This is a genomic window from Blattabacterium sp. (Periplaneta americana) str. BPLAN, from assembly GCF_000093165.1.
Classification (GTDB): domain Bacteria; phylum Bacteroidota; class Bacteroidia; order Flavobacteriales; family Blattabacteriaceae; genus Blattabacterium.
Genome location: NC_013418.2, coordinates 193,354 through 212,878, shown reverse-complemented (window position 1 = coordinate 212,878; position 19,525 = coordinate 193,354). Strand labels below are relative to the sequence as shown.

Genomic DNA, 19,525 nt, shown 5'->3' with positions numbered 1-19,525 from the left:
TCTGCCTTTTCCGTTTTTTTTTGATAAATTAAGATAATAATCAATCAATCAGTTTTTTTTGTCCTGTGTTGTTGTTTTATCTGTATTCTCGTTTTTGTTGGTTGATTTATTTTTATTTCTTTTTTGTAAATCTTCTTGTATTTTCTGAAGAGCGAGTTGTTCATTTTTAGCTTCTGTTATAGATTTAGTTAATTGACTCAGAAATACATTTTTTTCTTTAAGTATTTTTAATCTTTCTTTTCCTAATTTTTTTTGATCTTCAAATTCTTTTTGAGCTTTTAATTGTTCTTCTGAACCATAGGGTTTAGATTTCATTACCGTTTTTTTTCTTTTCACTTCATTCAATATTCCTTTTTGTACCCCAACCATCTGATAGAATTCATTATGATGAAATTCGCTCTCTTTTTCTAATCTTTCTATTTTTTCACCTATCTCTTTTATTCTTTTAGATAAATCTTCGGGGTCAATATCAGTAGGAATAGAAAAAGAAGGTTGATCTCCATTAGAAGGATCTGGAGGAAGTGAAGGAGGCATAGGAGTGGGAGTGGGTGTTGTTGGATTAGAACTAGCAAATGAAGGATCTGGAGGAGGAATAGAAGGTGAATCTTTTTTTAACCCAGATTCATCAGCAGAAGTGATCTCATCATTACAGGAGATTAGACAAACTCCTAACGATAGAAAAATTGTTGGAATTAAAAATCTAATAGAAGTATTCATAATAAAAATTTTAAATATTTACATAGTTACAGGATACGATTCTTAAATATATAAAAAAAATTATTACATATAACAACAATTTTTACAAAGAATTTTATATATTTCTATTTTTAAATGAATAATCCATAAAATTTACTTTCAAATTTAGTATATTTGGTGATATATAGATATATGTTTTTTCTATGGAACAACTCATCAGATTAGCTATACGTGGAATATCCTTAAGTCAAATACAATCTGGGATATATGTTTTATTATTGGAAGAAGAATCTGGAAGAATAAAACTTCCTATTATCATAGAGAGTTTGCAAGCCCAATCTATTGCTTATGCTTTAGGAAAAAGAGATCCATCTAGATCTTTTACACATGATCTATTTCTTACTTTTGCGAAAGTATTTCACATAAGGTTAAAAGCAGTTGTTATATATAAATTAGTCAATGGGATATTTTTTTCTTATATCCTGTTTGAAGGAGAAAATAAAGAACATAAGATAGATTCAAAGACATCCGATGCAGTAGCTTTAGCTGTGCGATTTCAAGCTCCTATTTATACTACAAAAGAAATATTTGATAAGGCTGGAATTTATTTCGAAAATGGATTTCCTATTGATAATAAAGAAAATGAGCTTCCTTCAGAAGAAGGGATTGAAAATTCTGTTCCACTTTTTTTTAACAAAGAAAAAAGTCAACAAGATTTAGAAAAAATGACAGAAAGAGATCTTAACGCTTTATTAAATCATGCAGTTGTAAATGAATGTTATGAACTTGCAGCTAGGATCAAAAAAGAACTAGATAGAAGAGAATAAATAATTAGTCTTTTCTTTCATATCGTATAAAACTGTAATTATATAAATGATGTTTATCTTTTTCATGAAAAAATTCATATGTTTTTTTCCACTTGCTAAGAGGAATTTTTGGAAATTTTGCATCTCCGTAAAATTTTTTGTGAATTACAGTTAATTCTATGATATGAGCTTTATCTATAGTAGAAGTATATATTTTCTCTCCTCCTATCACAAATATTTTTTTATAATTTAAGTCATAAATCTGTTTCAAAGAAGAATAAACTTCAAAGGTTCCGCGAGGATTAGTCTTATTATTAGTATTAGTCGAGGAAAAGAAATGTATTTTATTTTTTTTTGTTAGTATAATATTTCTTCTTCCTGGAAGAATTTTCCCAATGGATTCAAAAGTTTTCCGACCCATAAGAACGGTTTCTCCAAAAGTCATATTTTTGAAACGTTTTAAATCATTAGGTAAATGCCACATTAATTGATTATTTTTTCCTATAACCCCATTACTAGAAACAGCAGAAATCAGTATAATTTTCATTTTTTTTTATATTTTTAAATTTATGAATATTCCAATTAAATATGACCCAAAATCTGTGGAAAATAGAATCTATCATCATTGGATGAGGGAAAATTATTTTTTTTCTTTACCAGGAAAGAAGCCTCCTTATACAATTTTGATGCCACCTCCTAATATTACTGGAGTTCTTCATATAGGACATATTTTGAATAATACTATACAGGACATATTGATTAGATATGCAAGAATGAAAGGATCCAATCCTTGTTGGATTCCTGGGATGGATCATGCTTCTATTGCTACAGAAGCAAAAGTCGTTCATCAATTAAAGGAAAAAGGATTGTCTAAAATCCTTATAGGAAGAGAGAAATTTTTATTACATGTTTCGGAATGGTCTGAGAAACATAAGAACATTATTTTAAATCAACTAAAAAAATTGGGGTGTTCTTGTGATTGGAACCGTGTTCAATTTACTATGAACAAAAAATTATCCAAATCTGTTACAAAAATTTTTATAGATTTATATGAAAAGGGATATATATACAGGGGATATCGTGTAGTGAATTGGGATCCAGAAGCTAAAACTACTATTTCTGATGAAGAAGTCTTCTATCGAGAACAAAAAGGAAAACTTTTTTATATAAAATATCCAATAGAAGGGGAAAAATATTTTGTGACTATTGCTACGACTCGTCCTGAAACCATGTTTGGGGACACAGCTATTTGTTTTCATCCAGATGACAATCGTTATTTTCATTTAAAGGGAAAATACGCTAGGATTCCAATAATCAATCGATTGATTCCTATTATTCAAGATTCATATGTAGATCCATATTTTGGATCAGGATGTTTAAAAATCACTCCAGCTCATGACATAAACGATAAAGCTATTGCTGATACATATCATTTAGAGATAATTGACATCTTTAATGAAGATGCGACTCTCAATGAAAAAGGTCTTCATTATCAAGGAATGGATCGTTTTGAAGTGAGGAAAAATATAATAAAAGAGTTATCTACCTTAGGATTTCTGTCTAAGGTAGATAACTTTAATCACAAAATTGGATTCTCAGAAAGAACAAAAACCGTAGTAGAACAAAAATTGTCTCTTCAATGGTTTTTAAAGATGAAAGAGATGTCTATTCCTGCTGTAGAAGCAGTTAAAAATGGAGAAATTAAATTTTATCCAAGTAGATTTAAAAAAATTTATTTTCAATGGATGGATAAAATTCGTGATTGGAATATATCTAGACAATTGTGGTGGGGACATCGTATCCCAGTTTATTATTATGGAGATTCAAAAAATGATTTTGTAGTAGCAGAAAACTTTGAGCAAGCCTTAATAAAAGCGAAAATTAAGAGTCATGATCCTCATTTAAAGGATGATAAAATTAGACAAGAACCAGATGTTCTAGATACATGGTTTTCTTCATGGATCTTACCTATGTCTGTATTTGATGGAATTATTCATCCCCATAATCGAGAAATATCTTATTATTATCCTACTGAAGATTTAGTAACAGGTTCAGATATCTTGTTTTTTTGGGTGGCACGTATGATTATGGCTGGTTTTTTTTTTCGGAAAAAAAAACCCTTTAAGAAGGTTTATTTTACTGGAATAGTAAGAGATGATAAAAATCAGAAAATATCTAAATCTCTAAATAATTCTCCAAATCCTGTAGATTTAATTGAAAAATATGGAGCAGATGCTGTTCGTATGGGGATTATGCTAAGAGCTAGTGCAGGAAAAGATTTTCATTTTGAGGAAAATATCTGTTTACAAGGAAGAAATTTTTCTAATAAGATATGGAATGCTTTTCGTCTGATAAAAAGTTGGAAGATAGAAGAAAAAAATAAAGATCTTCCTGAAGCATCTAAAAAGGCTATTAGATGGTTTGAAAATCGTTTTTATCATGTTTTGGAAATTTTTGAAAAATATTTTCATCAATATAAATTTGATGAATCATTGATGATTTTATACAAGTTAATTTGGAATGATTTTTGTTCTTGGTTTCTTGAAATTATTAAACCTGTTTTTGGAAAAGGGATATCGAAACCAGTCTATTCAAATACAATTAAGTGGTTTGAGAATGTGTTAAAACTATTACATCCATATATGCCTTTTCTTTCAGAAGAAATTTGGAGTCTTCTTAAAAAAAGAACAAGAGAAGAAGCTTTAATTATTTCTTCTTGGCCTAAAAAAAAATCCTATAATCAGAAAATTTTAGTTTCTTTTGAAAGAGCTGTTCAAATTATATCTCAAATACGTTCTATAAGAAATAAAATGAATATCCCTTATAAAAAAAGCTTAGTTTTATTTTATCTGAAAGAAGGAGCAGAGAAAGAATACCATTCCATAATATTAAAATTAGCAAATTTATCTCAAATCATTCATGTTTTAAAAAAACCTAAAAAAGAACAATTTTTTTCCTTTTTTTTAGGAACGGATAAATATTTTTTATCTTTAGATAGAAAGTTTTCTTCTAAGAAAAGAGATCTTATTCACATTGAAAAAAAAATTCAATATTTTTATAATTTATTATCTATGATTCGGAAGAATTTATCCAACAATAAATATGTGAGATCTGTTCCAAAAGAAATCCTTTTAAAGGAAAAAAAGAAAGAAAGTGATACTTTGAAAAAAATAGCTCATCTTGAAGAATTTTTAACAAGAAATTAGATCACCAGTTTTCGCATGATCCACCACCTCCAAAATTTCCACCTTCTCCGAATCCGTCAAAACTATCTTCATTATCAGAATATTTTTTTTTGAATAGAATATTCGTTAAAAATAATATATTTAATGATGATGGGTCTATTCCTTTTTTACATAAGCATAAGAAAAAAAATATAATCAAAAAAACACTAATAGAAAAAGCTAAATTCCATTTTGAAAAATGATTTTTTTTGTTTTCCTTGTTTATATATTCATTTTTCATGATTCTGAATATCTCTTTGATACTGATATCTATAGCTTCATAGTATAGATTTTTCTTTAAAAGAGGTTTTATTTTTTGGATGATGCGTCGAGTGGTAAAATCGGTCAAGTATGGCTCTATTCCGTATCCATTTTGGATGGATATTTTTTTATCATTAATAGATAATAATATGATAATTCCATTGTTTTTATATTTTTTTCCAATATGCCATTTATTTCCCCATTTAGAAGCTAAAAAATTTGGATCTTCTCCATAAAGATCTCGAACAATAGAAATTAAAATTTCTGTGGAGGTTTTTTTTGAATATTGAATGAGTCTTTCATTTAATTTTTGTATTTGAATGTGGGATAAAACTCCTGCATAGTCGTTAACAGGATATATTTTTTTTGGCTTATCAGGGATATTTAATTGTTGTCCTTCTACTAAATTTGTGAAAATTAGTAAAATGAGTAAAAATTTAATAATTTCTTTTAGAATTTTTTTCATCTAAAATTTTTTTCTATGTTTTCTAATCCTGAAAATTTACAATAGGAGCCTTTTCTGATCCTATTTGAGATTGGAAATATCCTTTTTCTCTAAATTGAGGAAAAAAATTCGCGATGATAATTTTTGGAAAATTATTTCTATAAGTATTAAAATGATTTACTTGATCATTAAAACGGTTTCTTTCCACATTAATACGATTTTCTGTTCCTTCTAATTGATTTTGTAATTCTGAAAAATTTTGTGTTGATTTTAGATGAGGATAATTTTCCACAATTAATAATAATCTGCTAAGAGAACTTTGTAATCCTTCTTGCGCTCTTTGAAACCTGCTTATTTGATCTTGATTTAAATTATTGGGATTTATATTCATGGAAGTGGCTTTTGCTCTTGCTTCTATGACCTGATTCAGAGTGTTTTTTTCGAAATTAGCAGATTCTTTTACCGTTTTTACTAAGTTTGGAATCAAATCTGCTCGTCTTTGATAAACGTTTTCCACTTGACTCCATTGTGTTTTTATGTTTTCATTCAATTTGACTAATTGATTATATGTTCCAGTTATCCATAAACTGATTACAAATATTAAGATTAAAATAGTGGAAATAATAATTAAAAAACTTTTTTTCATTTTAAATGTTTCTTCCTAATTCTAATTACAAAATACAAATTTTTGGAATTAAGTTGAATTACCAGAAAATTTCGCGATGAGAGAAATAAAATAGACATTCTTTAAAAGCATTTTGATTACTATCTGATCCATGAATCGCATTTTTTTCTAAAGAACTTGCATATAACTTTCGTATAGTTCCTTCAGCTGCATGAATGGGATTTGTATCTCCTATTAAAGTTCTAAAATCTTCTACTGCATTTTCTTTTTCTAGAATAATAGAAACTATTGGTCCGGAAGACATAAAATTCACTAAAGAATCGAAAAAAAAACTTTCTTTATGTTCTGCATAAAATTTCTTGGCAGATCTTTTAGAAAGATCCGTCATTTTAAGTGCCCTAATATAAAATCCTGCATTGACTATATGAAACAAAATAGGCCCTATATATCCTTTTTCAACAGAATCAGGCTTGATGACAGCCAATGTGATTCTTCCCATCATGTGAGAGATCATTTTTGTTTTTTTTTATTAAGCAATATATCAAAAATAAACTTCATTTTTTCTTTTTTGTTAAGAAAATCTGAAAACTGTATTTTCATACAAAAAAAATTAGTATTAATGAATAAAAATAGTAGAAAATCTGGAATGGGGATAAATGAAGGGAAAACCTCTTTCGATTTGTTTCGAAAAATGATTTTGACTGATTATAAATTAGCAAGAATCAGTCGTGAAACAAGTCTTTTAGGTCGTAAAGAAGTTTTAAATGGAAGAGCTAAATTCGGAATATTTGGAGATGGAAAAGAAATCCCTCAACTAGCTATGGCTAAAGTTTTTAAAAATGGAGACTTTAGATCTGGATATTATAGAGATCAAACTTTTATGATGGCTATTGGAGTTTTAAATGTAAAAAGTTTTTTTTCTCAATTATATGCGCATTCTGATTTAGAAGCAGAACCTGTTTCTTCTGGTAGAATGATGACTTCTCATTTTGGAACACGTCTTCTGAACAAAGATGGAAGTTGGAAAAACCTCATAAACCAAAAAAACTCTAGTGCAGATATTTCTTCTACAGCTGGACAAATGCCAAGACTATTAGGTTTGGCTCAAGCTTCTAAAATTTATAAGAATTTAAGAAATTTGAAGAGAACACATAAAATGTTTTCTCATAATGGAAATGAAGTCGCTTTTGGAACCATTGGAAATGCCAGCATTTCTGAAGGTTTGTTTTGGGAAACCGTGAATGCTGCCTCCGTATTACAAATCCCTATTATCCTTTCTATTTGGGATGATGAATATGGAATATCCGTTCCTAATAAGTATCAATTTTCAAAAAAAAATATTAGCGATCTTTTATCCGGATTTCAGAGAACTCAAAAAGAAAATGGAATAGAAATCCTTTGTGTAAATGGATCCAATTACATGGATCTTACAAAAACGTATGTTCAAGCAGATAAAATAGCTCGTCATGAACATATTCCAGTTATAATACATGTTACGGATCTAACCCAACCACAAGGACATTCTACCTCTTCATCACATGAACGATATAAATCTAAAGAGCGTTTAGAATGGGAAATGAAAAACGATGGAATCAAAAAATTTAGGGATTGGATTTTGAATTTTCAGTTTCAAACAGACACTGGCCTTATTAAAAAGATCGCGGATGGAGATTCTCTGAATAAAATAGATGTAGAAGCCAAAGAATATGTTCTTCAGGAACAAAAAAAAGCTTGGGAAGCGTTTCAAAAGCCTATTGAAAAAATAAAAAATGAAGCTGTTAGCATTTTGCAAAAATTGCAATATGCATTTCCACGAAAAAAATGGATAAAAAATTCTGTCAAAGAATTGCTCACTATTAAACAGTTACACACGAAAAAATCCATTTTTCGTGTTGTCCGAAGATCTTTGTTTCTTCTTTCGAAAGAAGAGTCTTATCAGAAAGAATGTCTGATAAAATGGTTTAAAAAAAAATACCAGGAAGAACAAGAGAGCTATTCTTCACATTTATATAGCATTTCTGAAAAAGCTTCCGTAAAACTTACCGAGGTTTTTCCGGTATATAATAAGAAAAATTCTTGTGAAGTAGACGGAAGAATCGTTTTAAGAGAGAATTTTGATAAGTTATTAGAATTATACCCTGATCTTTTAATCTTTGGAGAAGATGTCGGTAAAATTGGAGACGTAAATCAAGGACTAGAAGGTCTTCAAAAAAAATATGGAGAATCACGAGTTTTTGATACGGGAATACGTGAATCTACTATTCTTGGACAGGGAATTGGTCTTGCTTTGCGTGGACTTCGTCCTATAGTTGAAATTCAATATTTAGATTATATCCTGTATGCTTTGCAAATTATGAGTGATGATCTTGCTTGTTTGCAATACAGAACAAAAGGAGGACAAAAATCTCCCGTTATTATTCGAACAAGAGGACATCGTTTAGAAGGAATATGGCATTCTGGTTCCCCTATGGGAGGAATAATTAATTATTTAAGAGGAATTTTTGTACTTGTTCCAAGAAATATGGTAAAAGCTGCGGGCTTTTATAATACTCTTTTAGCTGGAGATGATCCAGCTTTAGTGATTGAATGTCTAAATGGTTATAGAATAAAGGAAAAACTTCCGGAAAACTTAGGTTATTTTAGAACTCCTATTGGAATAGTAGAAGTGACTAGAATAGGAAAGGATATTACGATTGTTACTTATGGTTCTACATGGAGAATTGTTCATGAAGCCGCAGAAGAATTATCTAAAATAAATATTTATCCTGAAATAATTGATATTCAATCTCTATTGCCTTTTGATCTTCAAAAGGATATTGGAAAAAGCTTAAAAAAAACAAATAGATTATTAATTATAGACGAAGATGTTCCAGGAGGTGCTTCTGCTTATATCCTTCAAAAAGTATTAGAAGAACAAAACGGATACTATTATTTAGATAGTCCTCCTATTACAATTACGGCTCAAGAACATCGTCCTCCTTATGGATCTGATGGAGATTATTTTTCAAAACCATCTGTTGAAAACATTATAGAAAAAGTATTAAAAATCATGCAGGATAGTTAGAAAATTTAGGATTATTAATATTTTTTTCAAACAAAAAAGAATAAAATATTTATTATTAATTATCTTTGGAATCTTAAAGATCAAGTTTTTTTTGCCATTATGAAAATAGAAAAAACCTTACATTCTAGGATAGACGAGATAGATTTTAACAATATTTCTTTTGGAAATCATTGTTCGGATCACATGTTTTGTTCAGAGTTTAGAAACGGAGAATGGAAGAATTCAATCATTAAACCATTCGAAAATATAAATATTTCTCCAAAATCTCTTGTATTTCACTATGGACAGGCTGTTTTCGAAGGAATGAAAGCTTATAAAGATAAAAATGAAGAAGTTTTTTTATTTCGTCCAGAAGAAAATTTTAAAAGAATAAATAGATCTGCTAAACGTTTAGAAATGCCCTCTATTCAAGAATCTATATTTATGAATGGATTAAAAAAACTAATAGATATAGATCGAGATTGGGTTCCAAAACATTATGGACAATCTTTATATATTCGTCCTTTCTTAATTGCAATGGATGAAGTTTTATCTGCTAAACCATCTAAGGATTATTTATTTATGATTATATCTACCCCTGCAGATGCTTATTATGAATATCCCTTAAAAATAAAAATAGAAGAAAAATATAGTCGTTCTGCATCAGGAGGAGTTGGATTTGCTAAAGCTGCTGGAAACTATGCCTCTTCTTTTTATCCTACTAGATTAGCAATAGAAGAAGGGTTCGATCAAATCTTATGGACGGATTCATCCACTCACACATGGATTGAAGAATTAGGAACGATGAATGTTTTTTTTTGGTTGAAAAATAAACTCATTACTCCACGAGCTAATGAAAATATATTAAGTGGAATCACTTGCCAAAGTCTTCTTGCTTTAGCTAAGAAAGAAGGAATAGATATAGAAGAAAGAGATTTAAGTGTTTCAGAAATAATAGATGGATTAAAAAAAGGAGTCTTAAAAGAAGCTTTTGGTTGTGGAACGGCCGTAGTGGTTAATTATTTTCAAACTATTAGTTATCAAGGTAAAAATTTTTATTTACCAGATATTCCAGATGATCAAAGAATATCTATTTTATTGAGAAAGAAATTATTAGACATTCAGCATAACTTTTCGGAAGATCCTTTTGGATGGCGATTAAAATTAAAAAGATTTCTGTAGTCTTATGAATGAGGATTTTCCATCTATAGAGGGGACCATCCGAAAATCCATCTCTATTTTATACAGATTAGATCTTTGTCCTAGGTTGGATTTTCAATATCCTAAAAAAGAACATCTAGGAGATATTACTTTTGTTTTATTTTCTTTGTCTAAAATATTAAAAAAACCTGTAGAAAAAATTGGAAAAGATATTGGAAATTACGTAAAGGATCAATTAAAAGGTTTGATTAGTTTTTCTATTGTTGGGGGTTTTTTAAATTTTATTTTTAAGGACAGTTATTATCTTTATCTTCTTATAAATATGTTAAATAAAAATTTTTATGATTTAAAATTGTCTGATAAAAATATCATGATTGAATATTCTTCTCCCAATGCAAATAAACCTCTTCATTTAGGTCATATTCGAAATAGTCTTATTGGTTATTCTTTATCCGAAATATTGAAAATGGTTGGATATAAAACAACTAAAATACAGATAATTAATGATAGAGGAATACATATATGTAAGTCTATGATAGCTTGGAAAGAATTAGGAAAAGGAGAAAGCCCTGATAGGGTAGGTATGAAAGGAGACCATTTCGTGGGAAAATATTATAATTTATTTGATAAAATTTATTGTGAAGAAATTCAAAAATTTTCTCAAAAAAATAAAAATAATCAGAATTATATTCCAATTCTAAAAAAGACTAGAAATTTGTTAAAAAAATGGGAATCAGGAGATCCTGAAACTAGAAATCTTTGGAAAAGAATGAATAAATGGGTTTATGACGGATTCAAAGAAACTTATAAAAAATTAGGAATAATTTTTGACCAAGTCGAATATGAAAGTGATGTTTATGAAATTGGAAAAAATATCATAAAAGAGGGTTTTAAAAAGGGTATTTTTTTTCAAAAAAAAGATGGGTCTATTTGGGTGGATTTAATTAAAGAAGGTTTTGATCAAAAACTTTTATTACGATCAGATGAAACTTCTGTATACATCACCCAAGACATAGGAACTGCTGTAGAACGTTTTAGAAAGTATGATGATATAGATCAACTCATTTATATTGTAGGAAAAGAACAAGATTATCATTTTAAAGTACTTTTTACTATCCTGAAACGTTTAGGATACATATGGGTGAAAAAATTAACTCATCTTTCTTATGGAATGGTAGATTTACCAAGTGGAAGAATGAAATCAAGAAAAGGAAATATTATAGATGCTGATAGTTTGATATCAGAAATGTCTTCTATTGTAAAAAAAAATTTTTTAAAAGATTTTCCCAAAGAAGAACAGGAAAAATATGCAGAAATAATAGGAGTTGGAGCTATAAAGTATCATTTTTTACAAGTAGATCCTAAGAAAAGGATTCTTTTTTATCCTGATAAATCTATAGATCTCAAGGGAAAGACAGGTCCATATATCCAATATGCTTATTCGAGAATTCGTTCTATTGAACGAAAATTTACTTTTTTTTATTCCTTGACTCATAAGGATTTTTCTAATGCAAAATTGAATATACATGAAAAAAAAATGATTAAAATTCTTCAAAAATATCCATTAATATTAAAAAAATCTGCAAGAGATTTGAATCCTTCTTTAGTAGCTAATTATATATATGAAGTAGCTAAGATATTTAATCATTTGTATCAAAATACAAGAGTAATAAACCCTTTAGATATAATTCATAGTAATATTTGTATGAATATCATTCATGTAACAGGGAACATTTTAAAATCTGGAATGAATTTATTAGGCATCAAAATGCTTGATCGTATGTAAAAAAAAATGAACGTTTATGTTTAAACATTTACAAAAAAAATTGAATAAAGCTTTTCATATTTTAAAGGGAAATAGCAAAATAACTGAAATAAATATTGCAGAGACTATGAAAGAAATTCGTAGAGCTCTTATTGATGCTGATGTTAATTACAAAATTGCTAAAACCTTTGTTCAAAAAGTTAAAGAAAAGTCTATAGGTAAAAAAGTATTAACTTCTTTAAATCCAAAACAGCTAATTATAAAACTAGTATATGATGAGTTAGTCACCCTCATGGGAAAAAAAAATAGAGAAATAAATATTTCTAATAATCCTTCCATTATTTTGATTTGCGGTTTACAAGGAAGTGGAAAGACTTCTTTTTCTTCTAAGCTCGCTTTTTTTTTGTGTAGAAAAAAAAATAAAAATCCTTTATTAGTAGCTGCAGATATTTATCGTCCTGCAGCTATAGATCAACTGAAAATTATTGCAGATAAAGTTCATCTTCCTGTTTTCTTTTTAAAAGAAAATAAAAATGTAATAGAGATTATTGAAAAATCTCTTATTTATGCTTCTAAAAAAAAGTATAATGTAGTTATTATTGATACTGCAGGTAGATTAGCTATTGATAAAAAGATGATGGATGAAATTCAAAAAATTTCTCAGTATTCTAACCCAGATGAAACTTTATTCGTTGTGGACTCCATGACTGGACAAGACGCTATAAATACGGCCCAAATTTTTTCTCATACTCTGAATTTTGATGGAATAGTAATGACTAAATTAGATGGGGATAGTAGAGGAGGAGCAGCTATTACTATGTCTAGTGTCATTGGAAAACCTATAAAATTTATTAGTAATGGAGAAAAGATAGAAGATATAGAAATTTTTTACCCAGAAAGAATAGCTAATAGAATTTTAGGAATGGGAGATATCGTTTCTTTAGTAGAAAAAGTTCAAGAACAATTTAATGAGAAAGAAACTCAAAAGATTTATAAGAAAATTTCAAAAAATCGTTTTAATTTTGAGGATCTTTTGGAACAACTTCAACAAGTAAAAAAAATAGGAAGTATGAAGAATCTTATGTCCATGATTCCTGGCATGGATAGATTTTTTGAGCATAAAAACGAAAAAAAAGATTCTTTCAAAGAAATAGAATCTATAGTTCTATCTATGACTCCATATGAAAGAACTCATCCAAAAATACTTGATGATGTGAGAAGAAAAAAAAGAATTTCAAAAGGTTCTGGAGTTTCCTTAAGAGAAATTGACCTTTTTTTAAAACAATTTTATAGCATAAGTAAAATGATGAAAACTATTCATGCAAATTCAGGATCCCAAATGATAAAAAATTTTTTATCTAAAATGATTAATAAAGAAAATAATAGATAGGTGGTTTATATTGGATTAATTTTAATAAAAATTTTCTTTTATTGAAAATATTTTTAATTTTGTTCGTTTGATATGAATGATTTTTTCAAGATCCCAATGGGGATATACAGTTCTTGATGGAATTATATGTATATGAATGAGTAAACCATGATGAAAGGTTTTTTTAATAGAGAAAGGTTTTTAGGAATTTTAGAAAATATAAATATTTGGGATGTTTTGGTTATTGGAGGGGGGGCTACAGGATTGGGAATAGCTTTGGATTCAGCTTCTAGAGGTTATAAAACTCTTCTTTTAGAACAATCTGACTTTTCTAAAGGAACTTCTAGTCGTAGTACTAAATTAGTTCACGGAGGAATACGATATTTGGCTCAAGGAAATATAAAATTAGTCTATGAAGCTTTACAGGAAAGAGGCCATTTGTTGAAAAATGCTCCTCATTTGGTAAAAAAACAACGATTTGTTATTCCTATTTTTAGTTGGAGAATGGGATTTTTCTATTGGGCGGGTTTGAAATTTTATGAATGGTTAGCTGGTTCTCTTAGTTTTGGAAAATCTCAATTTTTATCCAGAAATGAAATGCTGAAAATATTTCCTGAAATTCGACCAAATAGTTTAAAAGGAGGTATTTTATATTATGATGGACAGTTTGATGATGCTCGTTTGGCTATTAATTTAGCCAAAACTTGTGTTCAGCAAGGAGGAGTAGTGTTGAATTATTTTCAAGTAAAAAATCTTATTAAAGAAATAGGAAAAATATCTGGAGTGATAGCTTATGATCTTGAAACTAAAAAAAAATATTCTATTTATTCAAAAACAGTTATTAATGCCACAGGGGTTTTTTCAGATTCTATTTCTAAAATGGATGAATCCACATGGCCTATTTTAATAAAACCTAGTCAAGGGACGCATATTGTTTTAAAAAAATCCTTTTTTAGCAGTTCAAATGCTATAGTCATTCCAAAAACTACGGATGGTAGAATTCTTTTTAGTGTTCCATGGTATGATCATGTTTTGATAGGAACTACAGATACTTTTTTAGATAAGAGTGATCTTGAACCTAAACCTTTAGAAGAAGAAATAGATTTTATTCTACATACTTTTAAACAATACTTTGTATATACACCGAAAAAAAAGGATATTCTAAGTGCTTTTTCAGGTTTACGTCCTCTTTTTGTTCCTCGTCATTTTTCTTTTTCTGCTTCCACTCATACTAAAGACATATCTAGATCTCATAAACTTATGATTAGTCCTTCTGGACTATTAACTATCATAGGTGGAAAATGGACAACATATAGAAAAATGGCAGAAGAAACTGTCAATAAAGCTGTTGAGATAGGAAAATTGAATAAAGTTCCTCCTATAACAAAAAATCTGAAAATTTATGGAGCCATCCCTTCATGCAAGAATTATAATTTTCATTGGAAAAAATATGGAGAGGATGAATCTCACATTCAAAAATTAATTGAGGAAAATCCTCTATGGGGAGAGCCCTTAATATCTAAATGTCCTTCTTATTATTGTACTGAAGCAGAAGTTATTTGGATGGTCCGTCATGAAATGGCTAGAACGGTTGAAGATGTTTTAGCAAGAAGGTTTCGTTTATTATTTTTAAATGCTAAAAAAGCGATAGATATAGCACCAAGAGTAGCAGCATTAATGGCTCAAGAACTTTCTCTAGATAAAACATGGGAAAAATCACAGGTAGCTGCTTTCAAAGAGTTAGCTATGCAATATTATTATCCAGTTTAAGTCAGAGAGAAGTTTAATACCATCATTATATGCTTATGAAAAAATATGTGCTATCATTAGATCAAGGAACTACTAGTTCTAGAGCTATTGTTTTTGATAGGGTTGGAAATATTATATCCGTAGCTCAAAGAGAATTTACACAAATTTATCCTTATCCTGGATGGGTAGAACATAATGCAGAAGAAATATGGTCTACACAAGCTTCAGTAGCTTTAGAGGCAATTTTAAAAGCAAATTTAGAAGGGAGCAATATTGTTTCAATAGGAATTACTAACCAAAGAGAAACAACCGTGGTATGGGATAGAAAAACGGGAGAGCCGATTTCTAATGCGATAGTATGGCAAGACAGACGGACATCTAGTTATTGTGATCAGATGAAGTGTGAAGGTTTGACTGAAATGATTCGAAAAAAAACCGGTCTTATTATAGATCCTTATTTTTCTGCTACTAAAATTAAATGGATATTAGAAAATGTTCCAGGAGCTAGGAAAAAAGCTAATTCTGGAAAATTAGCTTTCGGAACTATAGATTCATGGTTGATATGGAATTTAACCGGTAAAGAAATTCATGTAACGGATGTCACTAATGCATCTAGAACCATGCTTTTTAATATTCATACCCTTAGTTGGGATCAAGATTTAATCAAATTATTTGATATTCCAAAAACCATGCTTCCAGAAGTAAAGTCTTCTAGTGAAATTTTTGGTTATACAACGGGTCATATCTTATCCCATCAAATTCCTATATCTGGGATTGCTGGAGATCAACAGGCCGCTTTATTTGGTCAAATGTGCACTAAAATTGGAATGGTCAAAAATACTTATGGGACAGGTTGTTTTATGTTAATGAATGTTGGAGAAAATCCTGTTTTTTCTCGAAATAATTTAATAACTACTATTGCTTGGAAAATTAAAGATAAGGTTCAATATGCTTTAGAGGGAAGTGTATTTATTGCTGGAGCAGTTGTGCAATGGCTTAGAGATGGGTTAGGTTTGCTTTTATCTTCAAGTGAAGCGGAAAAATTAGCCTCTTCAGTAGATAATACGGAAGGGATGTATATGGTTCCTGCATTTTCTGGCTTGGGGGCTCCTTACTGGGATCAAAAAGCTAGAGGGACTATTGTTGGAATTACTAGGGGGACTTCTTCTGCTCATTTTGTACGTGCTGCTTTGGAAAGTATTGCTTTCCAAAATATGGATGTTCTTAAAGCTATGGAAGCAGATTCTGGAATTTCTATAAAAGAACTTCGTGTAGATGGAGGAGCAACGGTTAATAAATTATTAATGCAATTTCAATCTGATATTTTAAATGTCAAAGTAGTTAAATCCAAAATCTCTGAACTTACAGCAGCAGGTGCTGCTTATTTAGCTGGATTAGCTGTTAATTACTGGACTAGTTTGGAGGATATTCAAGATAAATGGCAATTAGAACAGGTTTTTGAACCAAAAGGGATGTCAAGTCGTTGGGAACGAATTCAAGGTTGGAAAAAAGCAATAAAAACAACACGTTCTTGGTCTAGCAAATAAAGTTTTTAATTATAATAATAATGACAAAAATATCTGCAGAGATTATAGGAACCATGATTTTGGTTTTTTTAGGAAATGGAGTGGTGGCTAATGTTCTATTGTCTAAAACAAAAGGACATGGAGATGGTGGATGGGTCACAATCACTATGGGATGGGCATTAGCTGTTTTTATGGGAATATTAGTTTCCGCTCCTTATAGTGGAGGTCATCTAAACCCTTCTGTCACAATAGGTTTTGCTATAATTGGAAAGTTTAAATGGAATCTTGTTCCTGTTTATATCTTTTCCCAATTTATAGGAGCTATGTTGGGATCTTTATTGGTCTGGATTTTATATAAAGATCATTTCTCAGAAACTAAAAATGAACAAGATAAATTATCTGTATTCACTACAAGTCCTTCTATAAGAAATTTATATTCTAATTTACTGAGTGAAATATTAGCCACTTTTATTTTTATGTTTGTTACTTTCTACCTTACAGAAAAGTCTATTTTTTTTCATCAAAAAAAATATCCCCTTGTAGGATTAGGAGATTTTGGAGCTTTTTCATCAGCTTTAATTATATTAGGAATTGGATTATCTTTAGGGGGAACCACGGGATATGCTATTAATCCTGCTCGTGATTTAGGTCCAAGAATTGTATATTCTATAATTTCTTTATTTTTTGGAAAACCAAAGAGTAACTGGGATTACGCTTTTATTCCTGTATTAGGACCTATTCTTGGGAGTGTAATGGCAGCTGCATTATATTTATCAATAAAATGAAAAAAACTCGTAACTTTTTTTTTAAAAGTTATAGTTAACTTATTTGATTCGTATAATGAATAAATATTCAGTTTCTAATCTGGATCACAGAAAAATAGGAAAAAAACTAAAGTTTTTTATTTTTTCTGATAGAGTTGGAACGGGATTGCCATTATGGTTACCTAGAGGAACAATTTTTAGAAGAAATTTAGAAGAATTTTTGACGGATATTCAGAAAAAATCAGGATATGAGATGATTATGACTCCACATATTGGACATAAAAAATTGTATGTGAGAAGTGGACATTGGGATAAATATGGGAAAGACAGTTTTAAACCGATTCAAACTCCTCATTCAGAAGAAGAATTCCTATTGAAACCAATGAATTGTCCTCATCATTGTGAAGTTTATCGTTCTCAAGAATGGTCCTATCGTGATCTTCCTAAACGTTTTGCAGAGTTTGGAACCGTTTATAGGTATGAACAAAGTGGAGAACTTCATGGTCTGACAAGAGTGAGATGTTTTACACAAGATGACGCTCATATTTTTTGTACGTATGATCAGCTATTGGAAGAGTTTAAAAAAGTCATAAATTTAGTTTTTTACGTATTTCGTCGTTTAGGTTTTTTGGAATATACGATTAGAGTTTCATTGAGAGATCCCAAAAAAATCCATAACTATATTGGATCGGATAAAAATTGGGAAATGGCTGAAAATGCTATTATTCAAGCTGTTAAAGAAGAAAAATTAGATGCATCCCTTCATTATGGAGAAGCCGCTTTTTATGGTCCTAAATTAGATTTTCTTATCAAAGATTCTTTGGATAGGAACTGGCAACTAGGAACTATTCAAGTAGATTATAATTTGCCTGAAAGATTCGATTTATATTATAAGGGAAAAAATAATGAAAGACATCGTCCAGTTATGATCCACCGTGCCCCTTTGGGTTCTTTGGAACGTTTGATCGCTATTCTTATAGAACACACAAAAGGAAATCTTCCCTTGTGGTTGGTTCCTAATCAAGCCGTTATTCTTCCTATAAGTGATAAATATATAATTTATGCAAAAAAAATTTTAAATTTGATGTTAAATCATAATATTCGTGTGTTTCTTGATGAAAGAAACGAGAAAATTGATAAAAAAATCAGGGATTCTGAAGAAAACAAAATTCCTTATATGATTATTTTGGGAGAAAAAGAAGAAAAAAATAAAATGATTTCATTACGACGTCATGGATTAGGTCATATAGGAATATTTACTATTTCCAATGGAATAGATGCTATTTTTAAAGAAACTAATTAAATTTATAAAATTATCATAAAAAAGAAATTTTCCAGGGGGCATAAAAGAAAGAGAATATATCGTCCGTTCCCGCGAAAAAAAGTGGGACATCGTATTAATGCCTATATTAATTCTGATCAGGTTCGCTTAGTTGGAAATATAGTAGAAAACGGGATTTATTCTATCCAGGATGCTCTTCAATTTGCTAGAGATAAGGAATTAGATTTAGTAGAAATTAATCCTAAAGTGGATCCTCCAGTATGCAAAATACTGGATTATAAAAAATTTCTGTATGAACAGAAGAAAAAAAAGAAGCAATTTAAAGCAAAACAAATTAAAGTAAATACTAAAGAAATTCGATTTGGTCCACAAATAGGGGATCATGATGGAAAAGTAAAAATAAAGAGTGCGGAAAAATTTTTAATGCGTGGAGATAAAGTGAAAGTTTTTGTTTTTTTTAAAGGTCGTTCAATAGTATATAAAGATCAAGGAAAAATAAAATTGTTAAAATTTGCAGAAGAAATTGAAGAATATGGAAAAGTGGAACAAATGCCCGTTATGGAAGGAAAAAGAATGTATATGATCTTAGCTCCAAAGAAGTTTTAGTATTATGCCTAAGTTGAAAACAAAATCAGGATCAAAAAAAAGATTTAAAAAAACAGCTAATGGCCGTATAAAAAAAAAACAAGCATTTAAAAATCATCTTTTAACTAAAAAATCGAAAAAAAGAAAACGTCATCTTTCTAAATTTTCTTTATTGAAAAGTTCAGATAAAAAGAATATAAAAAAACAATTCTAACTTAGAAAAG

Annotated in this window: 17 protein-coding genes; 12 read left to right on the top strand and 5 right to left on the bottom strand. The window is 29.2% G+C overall.

Going from position 1 to position 19,525, the window contains the following annotated elements; all coding sequences use genetic code 11:
• Nucleotides 1-48: 48 nt before the first annotated feature.
• Entirely contained in the window at nt 49-717 is a 669-nt protein-coding gene (locus BPLAN_RS00970) for a hypothetical protein (RefSeq protein ID WP_012821350.1), read from the bottom strand.
• A 182-nt stretch (nt 718-899) separates the two neighbouring features.
• Here BPLAN_RS00970 and BPLAN_RS00965 point away from each other — a divergent pair, with 182 nt between their 5' ends.
• A complete protein-coding gene (locus BPLAN_RS00965; protein ID WP_012821349.1) occupies nt 900-1,523 on the top strand; it encodes a bifunctional nuclease family protein in 624 nt (207 codons plus the stop codon).
• Between the two features lie 4 nt (nt 1,524-1,527).
• On the opposite strand, the gene BPLAN_RS00960 is transcribed toward BPLAN_RS00965, so the two are convergent.
• Nucleotides 1,528-2,049 (bottom strand): dihydrofolate reductase, encoded by a 522-nt coding sequence (locus BPLAN_RS00960; protein ID WP_012821348.1) that lies wholly within the window; start codon nt 2,047-2,049, stop codon nt 1,528-1,530.
• A 22-nt stretch (nt 2,050-2,071) separates the two neighbouring features.
• Here BPLAN_RS00960 and BPLAN_RS00955 point away from each other — a divergent pair, with 22 nt between their 5' ends.
• Complete coding sequence (locus BPLAN_RS00955; protein WP_012821347.1) at nt 2,072-4,708, top strand: valine--tRNA ligase; 2,637 nt, start codon at nt 2,072-2,074, stop codon at nt 4,706-4,708.
• A 1-nt stretch (nt 4,709) separates the two neighbouring features.
• On the opposite strand, the gene BPLAN_RS00950 is transcribed toward BPLAN_RS00955, so the two are convergent.
• The 3 genes from BPLAN_RS00950 to ndk are packed head-to-tail and all read right to left on the bottom strand — an operon-like array spanning nt 4,710 to nt 6,559.
• A complete protein-coding gene (locus tag BPLAN_RS00950) occupies nt 4,710-5,453 on the bottom strand; it encodes a YgcG family protein (RefSeq protein ID WP_012821346.1) in 744 nt (247 codons plus the stop codon).
• A 22-nt stretch (nt 5,454-5,475) separates the two neighbouring features.
• On the bottom strand, nt 5,476-6,078 hold the full coding sequence (locus tag BPLAN_RS00945) for a LemA family protein (protein ID WP_012821345.1): 603 nt from the start codon (nt 6,076-6,078) through the stop codon (nt 5,476-5,478).
• 58 nt (nt 6,079-6,136) lie between these two features.
• Nucleotides 6,137-6,559 (bottom strand): nucleoside-diphosphate kinase, encoded by a 423-nt coding sequence (ndk, locus tag BPLAN_RS00940; protein ID WP_012821344.1) that lies wholly within the window; start codon nt 6,557-6,559, stop codon nt 6,137-6,139.
• 117 nt (nt 6,560-6,676) lie between these two features.
• Between ndk and BPLAN_RS00935 the strand changes: the two genes are divergently transcribed.
• The 10 genes from BPLAN_RS00935 (at nt 6,677) to rpmI (ending at nt 19,515) form a co-directional block, all read left to right on the top strand.
• Nucleotides 6,677-9,121, top strand: coding sequence for a thiamine pyrophosphate-dependent enzyme (locus tag BPLAN_RS00935; RefSeq protein WP_083773725.1), 2,445 nt, complete (start codon nt 6,677-6,679; stop codon nt 9,119-9,121).
• 99 nt (nt 9,122-9,220) lie between these two features.
• Complete coding sequence (locus BPLAN_RS00930; protein ID WP_012821342.1) at nt 9,221-10,282, top strand: branched-chain amino acid aminotransferase; 1,062 nt, start codon at nt 9,221-9,223, stop codon at nt 10,280-10,282.
• A gap of 4 nt (nt 10,283-10,286) precedes the next feature.
• Nucleotides 10,287-12,047, top strand: coding sequence for an arginine--tRNA ligase (argS, locus tag BPLAN_RS00925; protein ID WP_012821341.1), 1,761 nt, complete (start codon nt 10,287-10,289; stop codon nt 12,045-12,047).
• Between the two features lie 16 nt (nt 12,048-12,063).
• Nucleotides 12,064-13,416 carry a signal recognition particle protein gene (gene ffh / locus BPLAN_RS00920; protein WP_012821340.1) on the top strand — a complete coding sequence of 451 codons (1,353 nt, stop codon included), beginning with the start codon at nt 12,064-12,066 and terminating at the stop codon, nt 13,414-13,416.
• A 147-nt stretch (nt 13,417-13,563) separates the two neighbouring features.
• A complete protein-coding gene (locus tag BPLAN_RS00915; RefSeq protein ID WP_012821339.1) occupies nt 13,564-15,165 on the top strand; it encodes a glycerol-3-phosphate dehydrogenase/oxidase in 1,602 nt (533 codons plus the stop codon).
• Nucleotides 15,166-15,194: 29 nt separating this feature from the next.
• Complete coding sequence (gene glpK / locus BPLAN_RS00910) at nt 15,195-16,691, top strand: glycerol kinase GlpK (protein ID WP_012821338.1); 1,497 nt, start codon at nt 15,195-15,197, stop codon at nt 16,689-16,691.
• A gap of 20 nt (nt 16,692-16,711) precedes the next feature.
• Nucleotides 16,712-17,455: an MIP/aquaporin family protein gene (locus tag BPLAN_RS00905; RefSeq protein WP_012821337.1), complete on the top strand. Its 744-nt coding sequence runs from the start codon at nt 16,712-16,714 to the stop codon at nt 17,453-17,455.
• A 55-nt stretch (nt 17,456-17,510) separates the two neighbouring features.
• Entirely contained in the window at nt 17,511-18,737 is a 1,227-nt protein-coding gene (gene thrS, locus BPLAN_RS00900) for a threonine--tRNA ligase (RefSeq protein ID WP_012821336.1), read from the top strand.
• An 81-nt stretch (nt 18,738-18,818) separates the two neighbouring features.
• Nucleotides 18,819-19,322, top strand: coding sequence for a translation initiation factor IF-3 (gene infC, locus BPLAN_RS00895; protein WP_012821335.1), 504 nt, complete (start codon nt 18,819-18,821; stop codon nt 19,320-19,322).
• A 4-nt stretch (nt 19,323-19,326) separates the two neighbouring features.
• Nucleotides 19,327-19,515 carry a 50S ribosomal protein L35 gene (gene rpmI, locus BPLAN_RS00890; protein WP_012821334.1) on the top strand — a complete coding sequence of 63 codons (189 nt, stop codon included), beginning with the start codon at nt 19,327-19,329 and terminating at the stop codon, nt 19,513-19,515.
• The last annotated feature ends 10 nt before the right edge of the window (nt 19,516-19,525 follow it).

Excerpts from the sequence above, each read along its gene's own strand:
- BPLAN_RS00970 (WP_012821350.1), bottom strand. The coding sequence starts at position 717 with ATGAATACTTCTATTAGATTTTTAATTCCAACAATTTTTCTATCGTTA.
- BPLAN_RS00965 (WP_012821349.1), top strand. The coding sequence starts at position 900 with ATGGAACAACTCATCAGATTAGCTATACGTGGAATATCCTTAAGTCAA.
- BPLAN_RS00960 (WP_012821348.1), bottom strand. The coding sequence starts at position 2,049 with ATGAAAATTATACTGATTTCTGCTGTTTCTAGTAATGGGGTTATAGGA.
- BPLAN_RS00955 (WP_012821347.1), top strand. The coding sequence starts at position 2,072 with ATGAATATTCCAATTAAATATGACCCAAAATCTGTGGAAAATAGAATC.
- BPLAN_RS00950 (WP_012821346.1), bottom strand. The coding sequence starts at position 5,453 with ATGAAAAAAATTCTAAAAGAAATTATTAAATTTTTACTCATTTTACTA.
- BPLAN_RS00945 (WP_012821345.1), bottom strand. The coding sequence starts at position 6,078 with ATGAAAAAAAGTTTTTTAATTATTATTTCCACTATTTTAATCTTAATA.
- ndk (WP_012821344.1), bottom strand. The coding sequence starts at position 6,559 with ATGATGGGAAGAATCACATTGGCTGTCATCAAGCCTGATTCTGTTGAA.
- BPLAN_RS00935 (WP_083773725.1), top strand. The coding sequence starts at position 6,677 with ATGAATAAAAATAGTAGAAAATCTGGAATGGGGATAAATGAAGGGAAA.
- BPLAN_RS00930 (WP_012821342.1), top strand. The coding sequence starts at position 9,221 with ATGAAAATAGAAAAAACCTTACATTCTAGGATAGACGAGATAGATTTT.
- argS (WP_012821341.1), top strand. The coding sequence starts at position 10,287 with ATGAATGAGGATTTTCCATCTATAGAGGGGACCATCCGAAAATCCATC.
- ffh (WP_012821340.1), top strand. The coding sequence starts at position 12,064 with ATGTTTAAACATTTACAAAAAAAATTGAATAAAGCTTTTCATATTTTA.
- BPLAN_RS00915 (WP_012821339.1), top strand. The coding sequence starts at position 13,564 with ATGATGAAAGGTTTTTTTAATAGAGAAAGGTTTTTAGGAATTTTAGAA.
- glpK (WP_012821338.1), top strand. The coding sequence starts at position 15,195 with ATGCTTATGAAAAAATATGTGCTATCATTAGATCAAGGAACTACTAGT.
- BPLAN_RS00905 (WP_012821337.1), top strand. The coding sequence starts at position 16,712 with ATGACAAAAATATCTGCAGAGATTATAGGAACCATGATTTTGGTTTTT.
- thrS (WP_012821336.1), top strand. The coding sequence starts at position 17,511 with ATGAATAAATATTCAGTTTCTAATCTGGATCACAGAAAAATAGGAAAA.
- rpmI (WP_012821334.1), top strand. The coding sequence starts at position 19,327 with ATGCCTAAGTTGAAAACAAAATCAGGATCAAAAAAAAGATTTAAAAAA.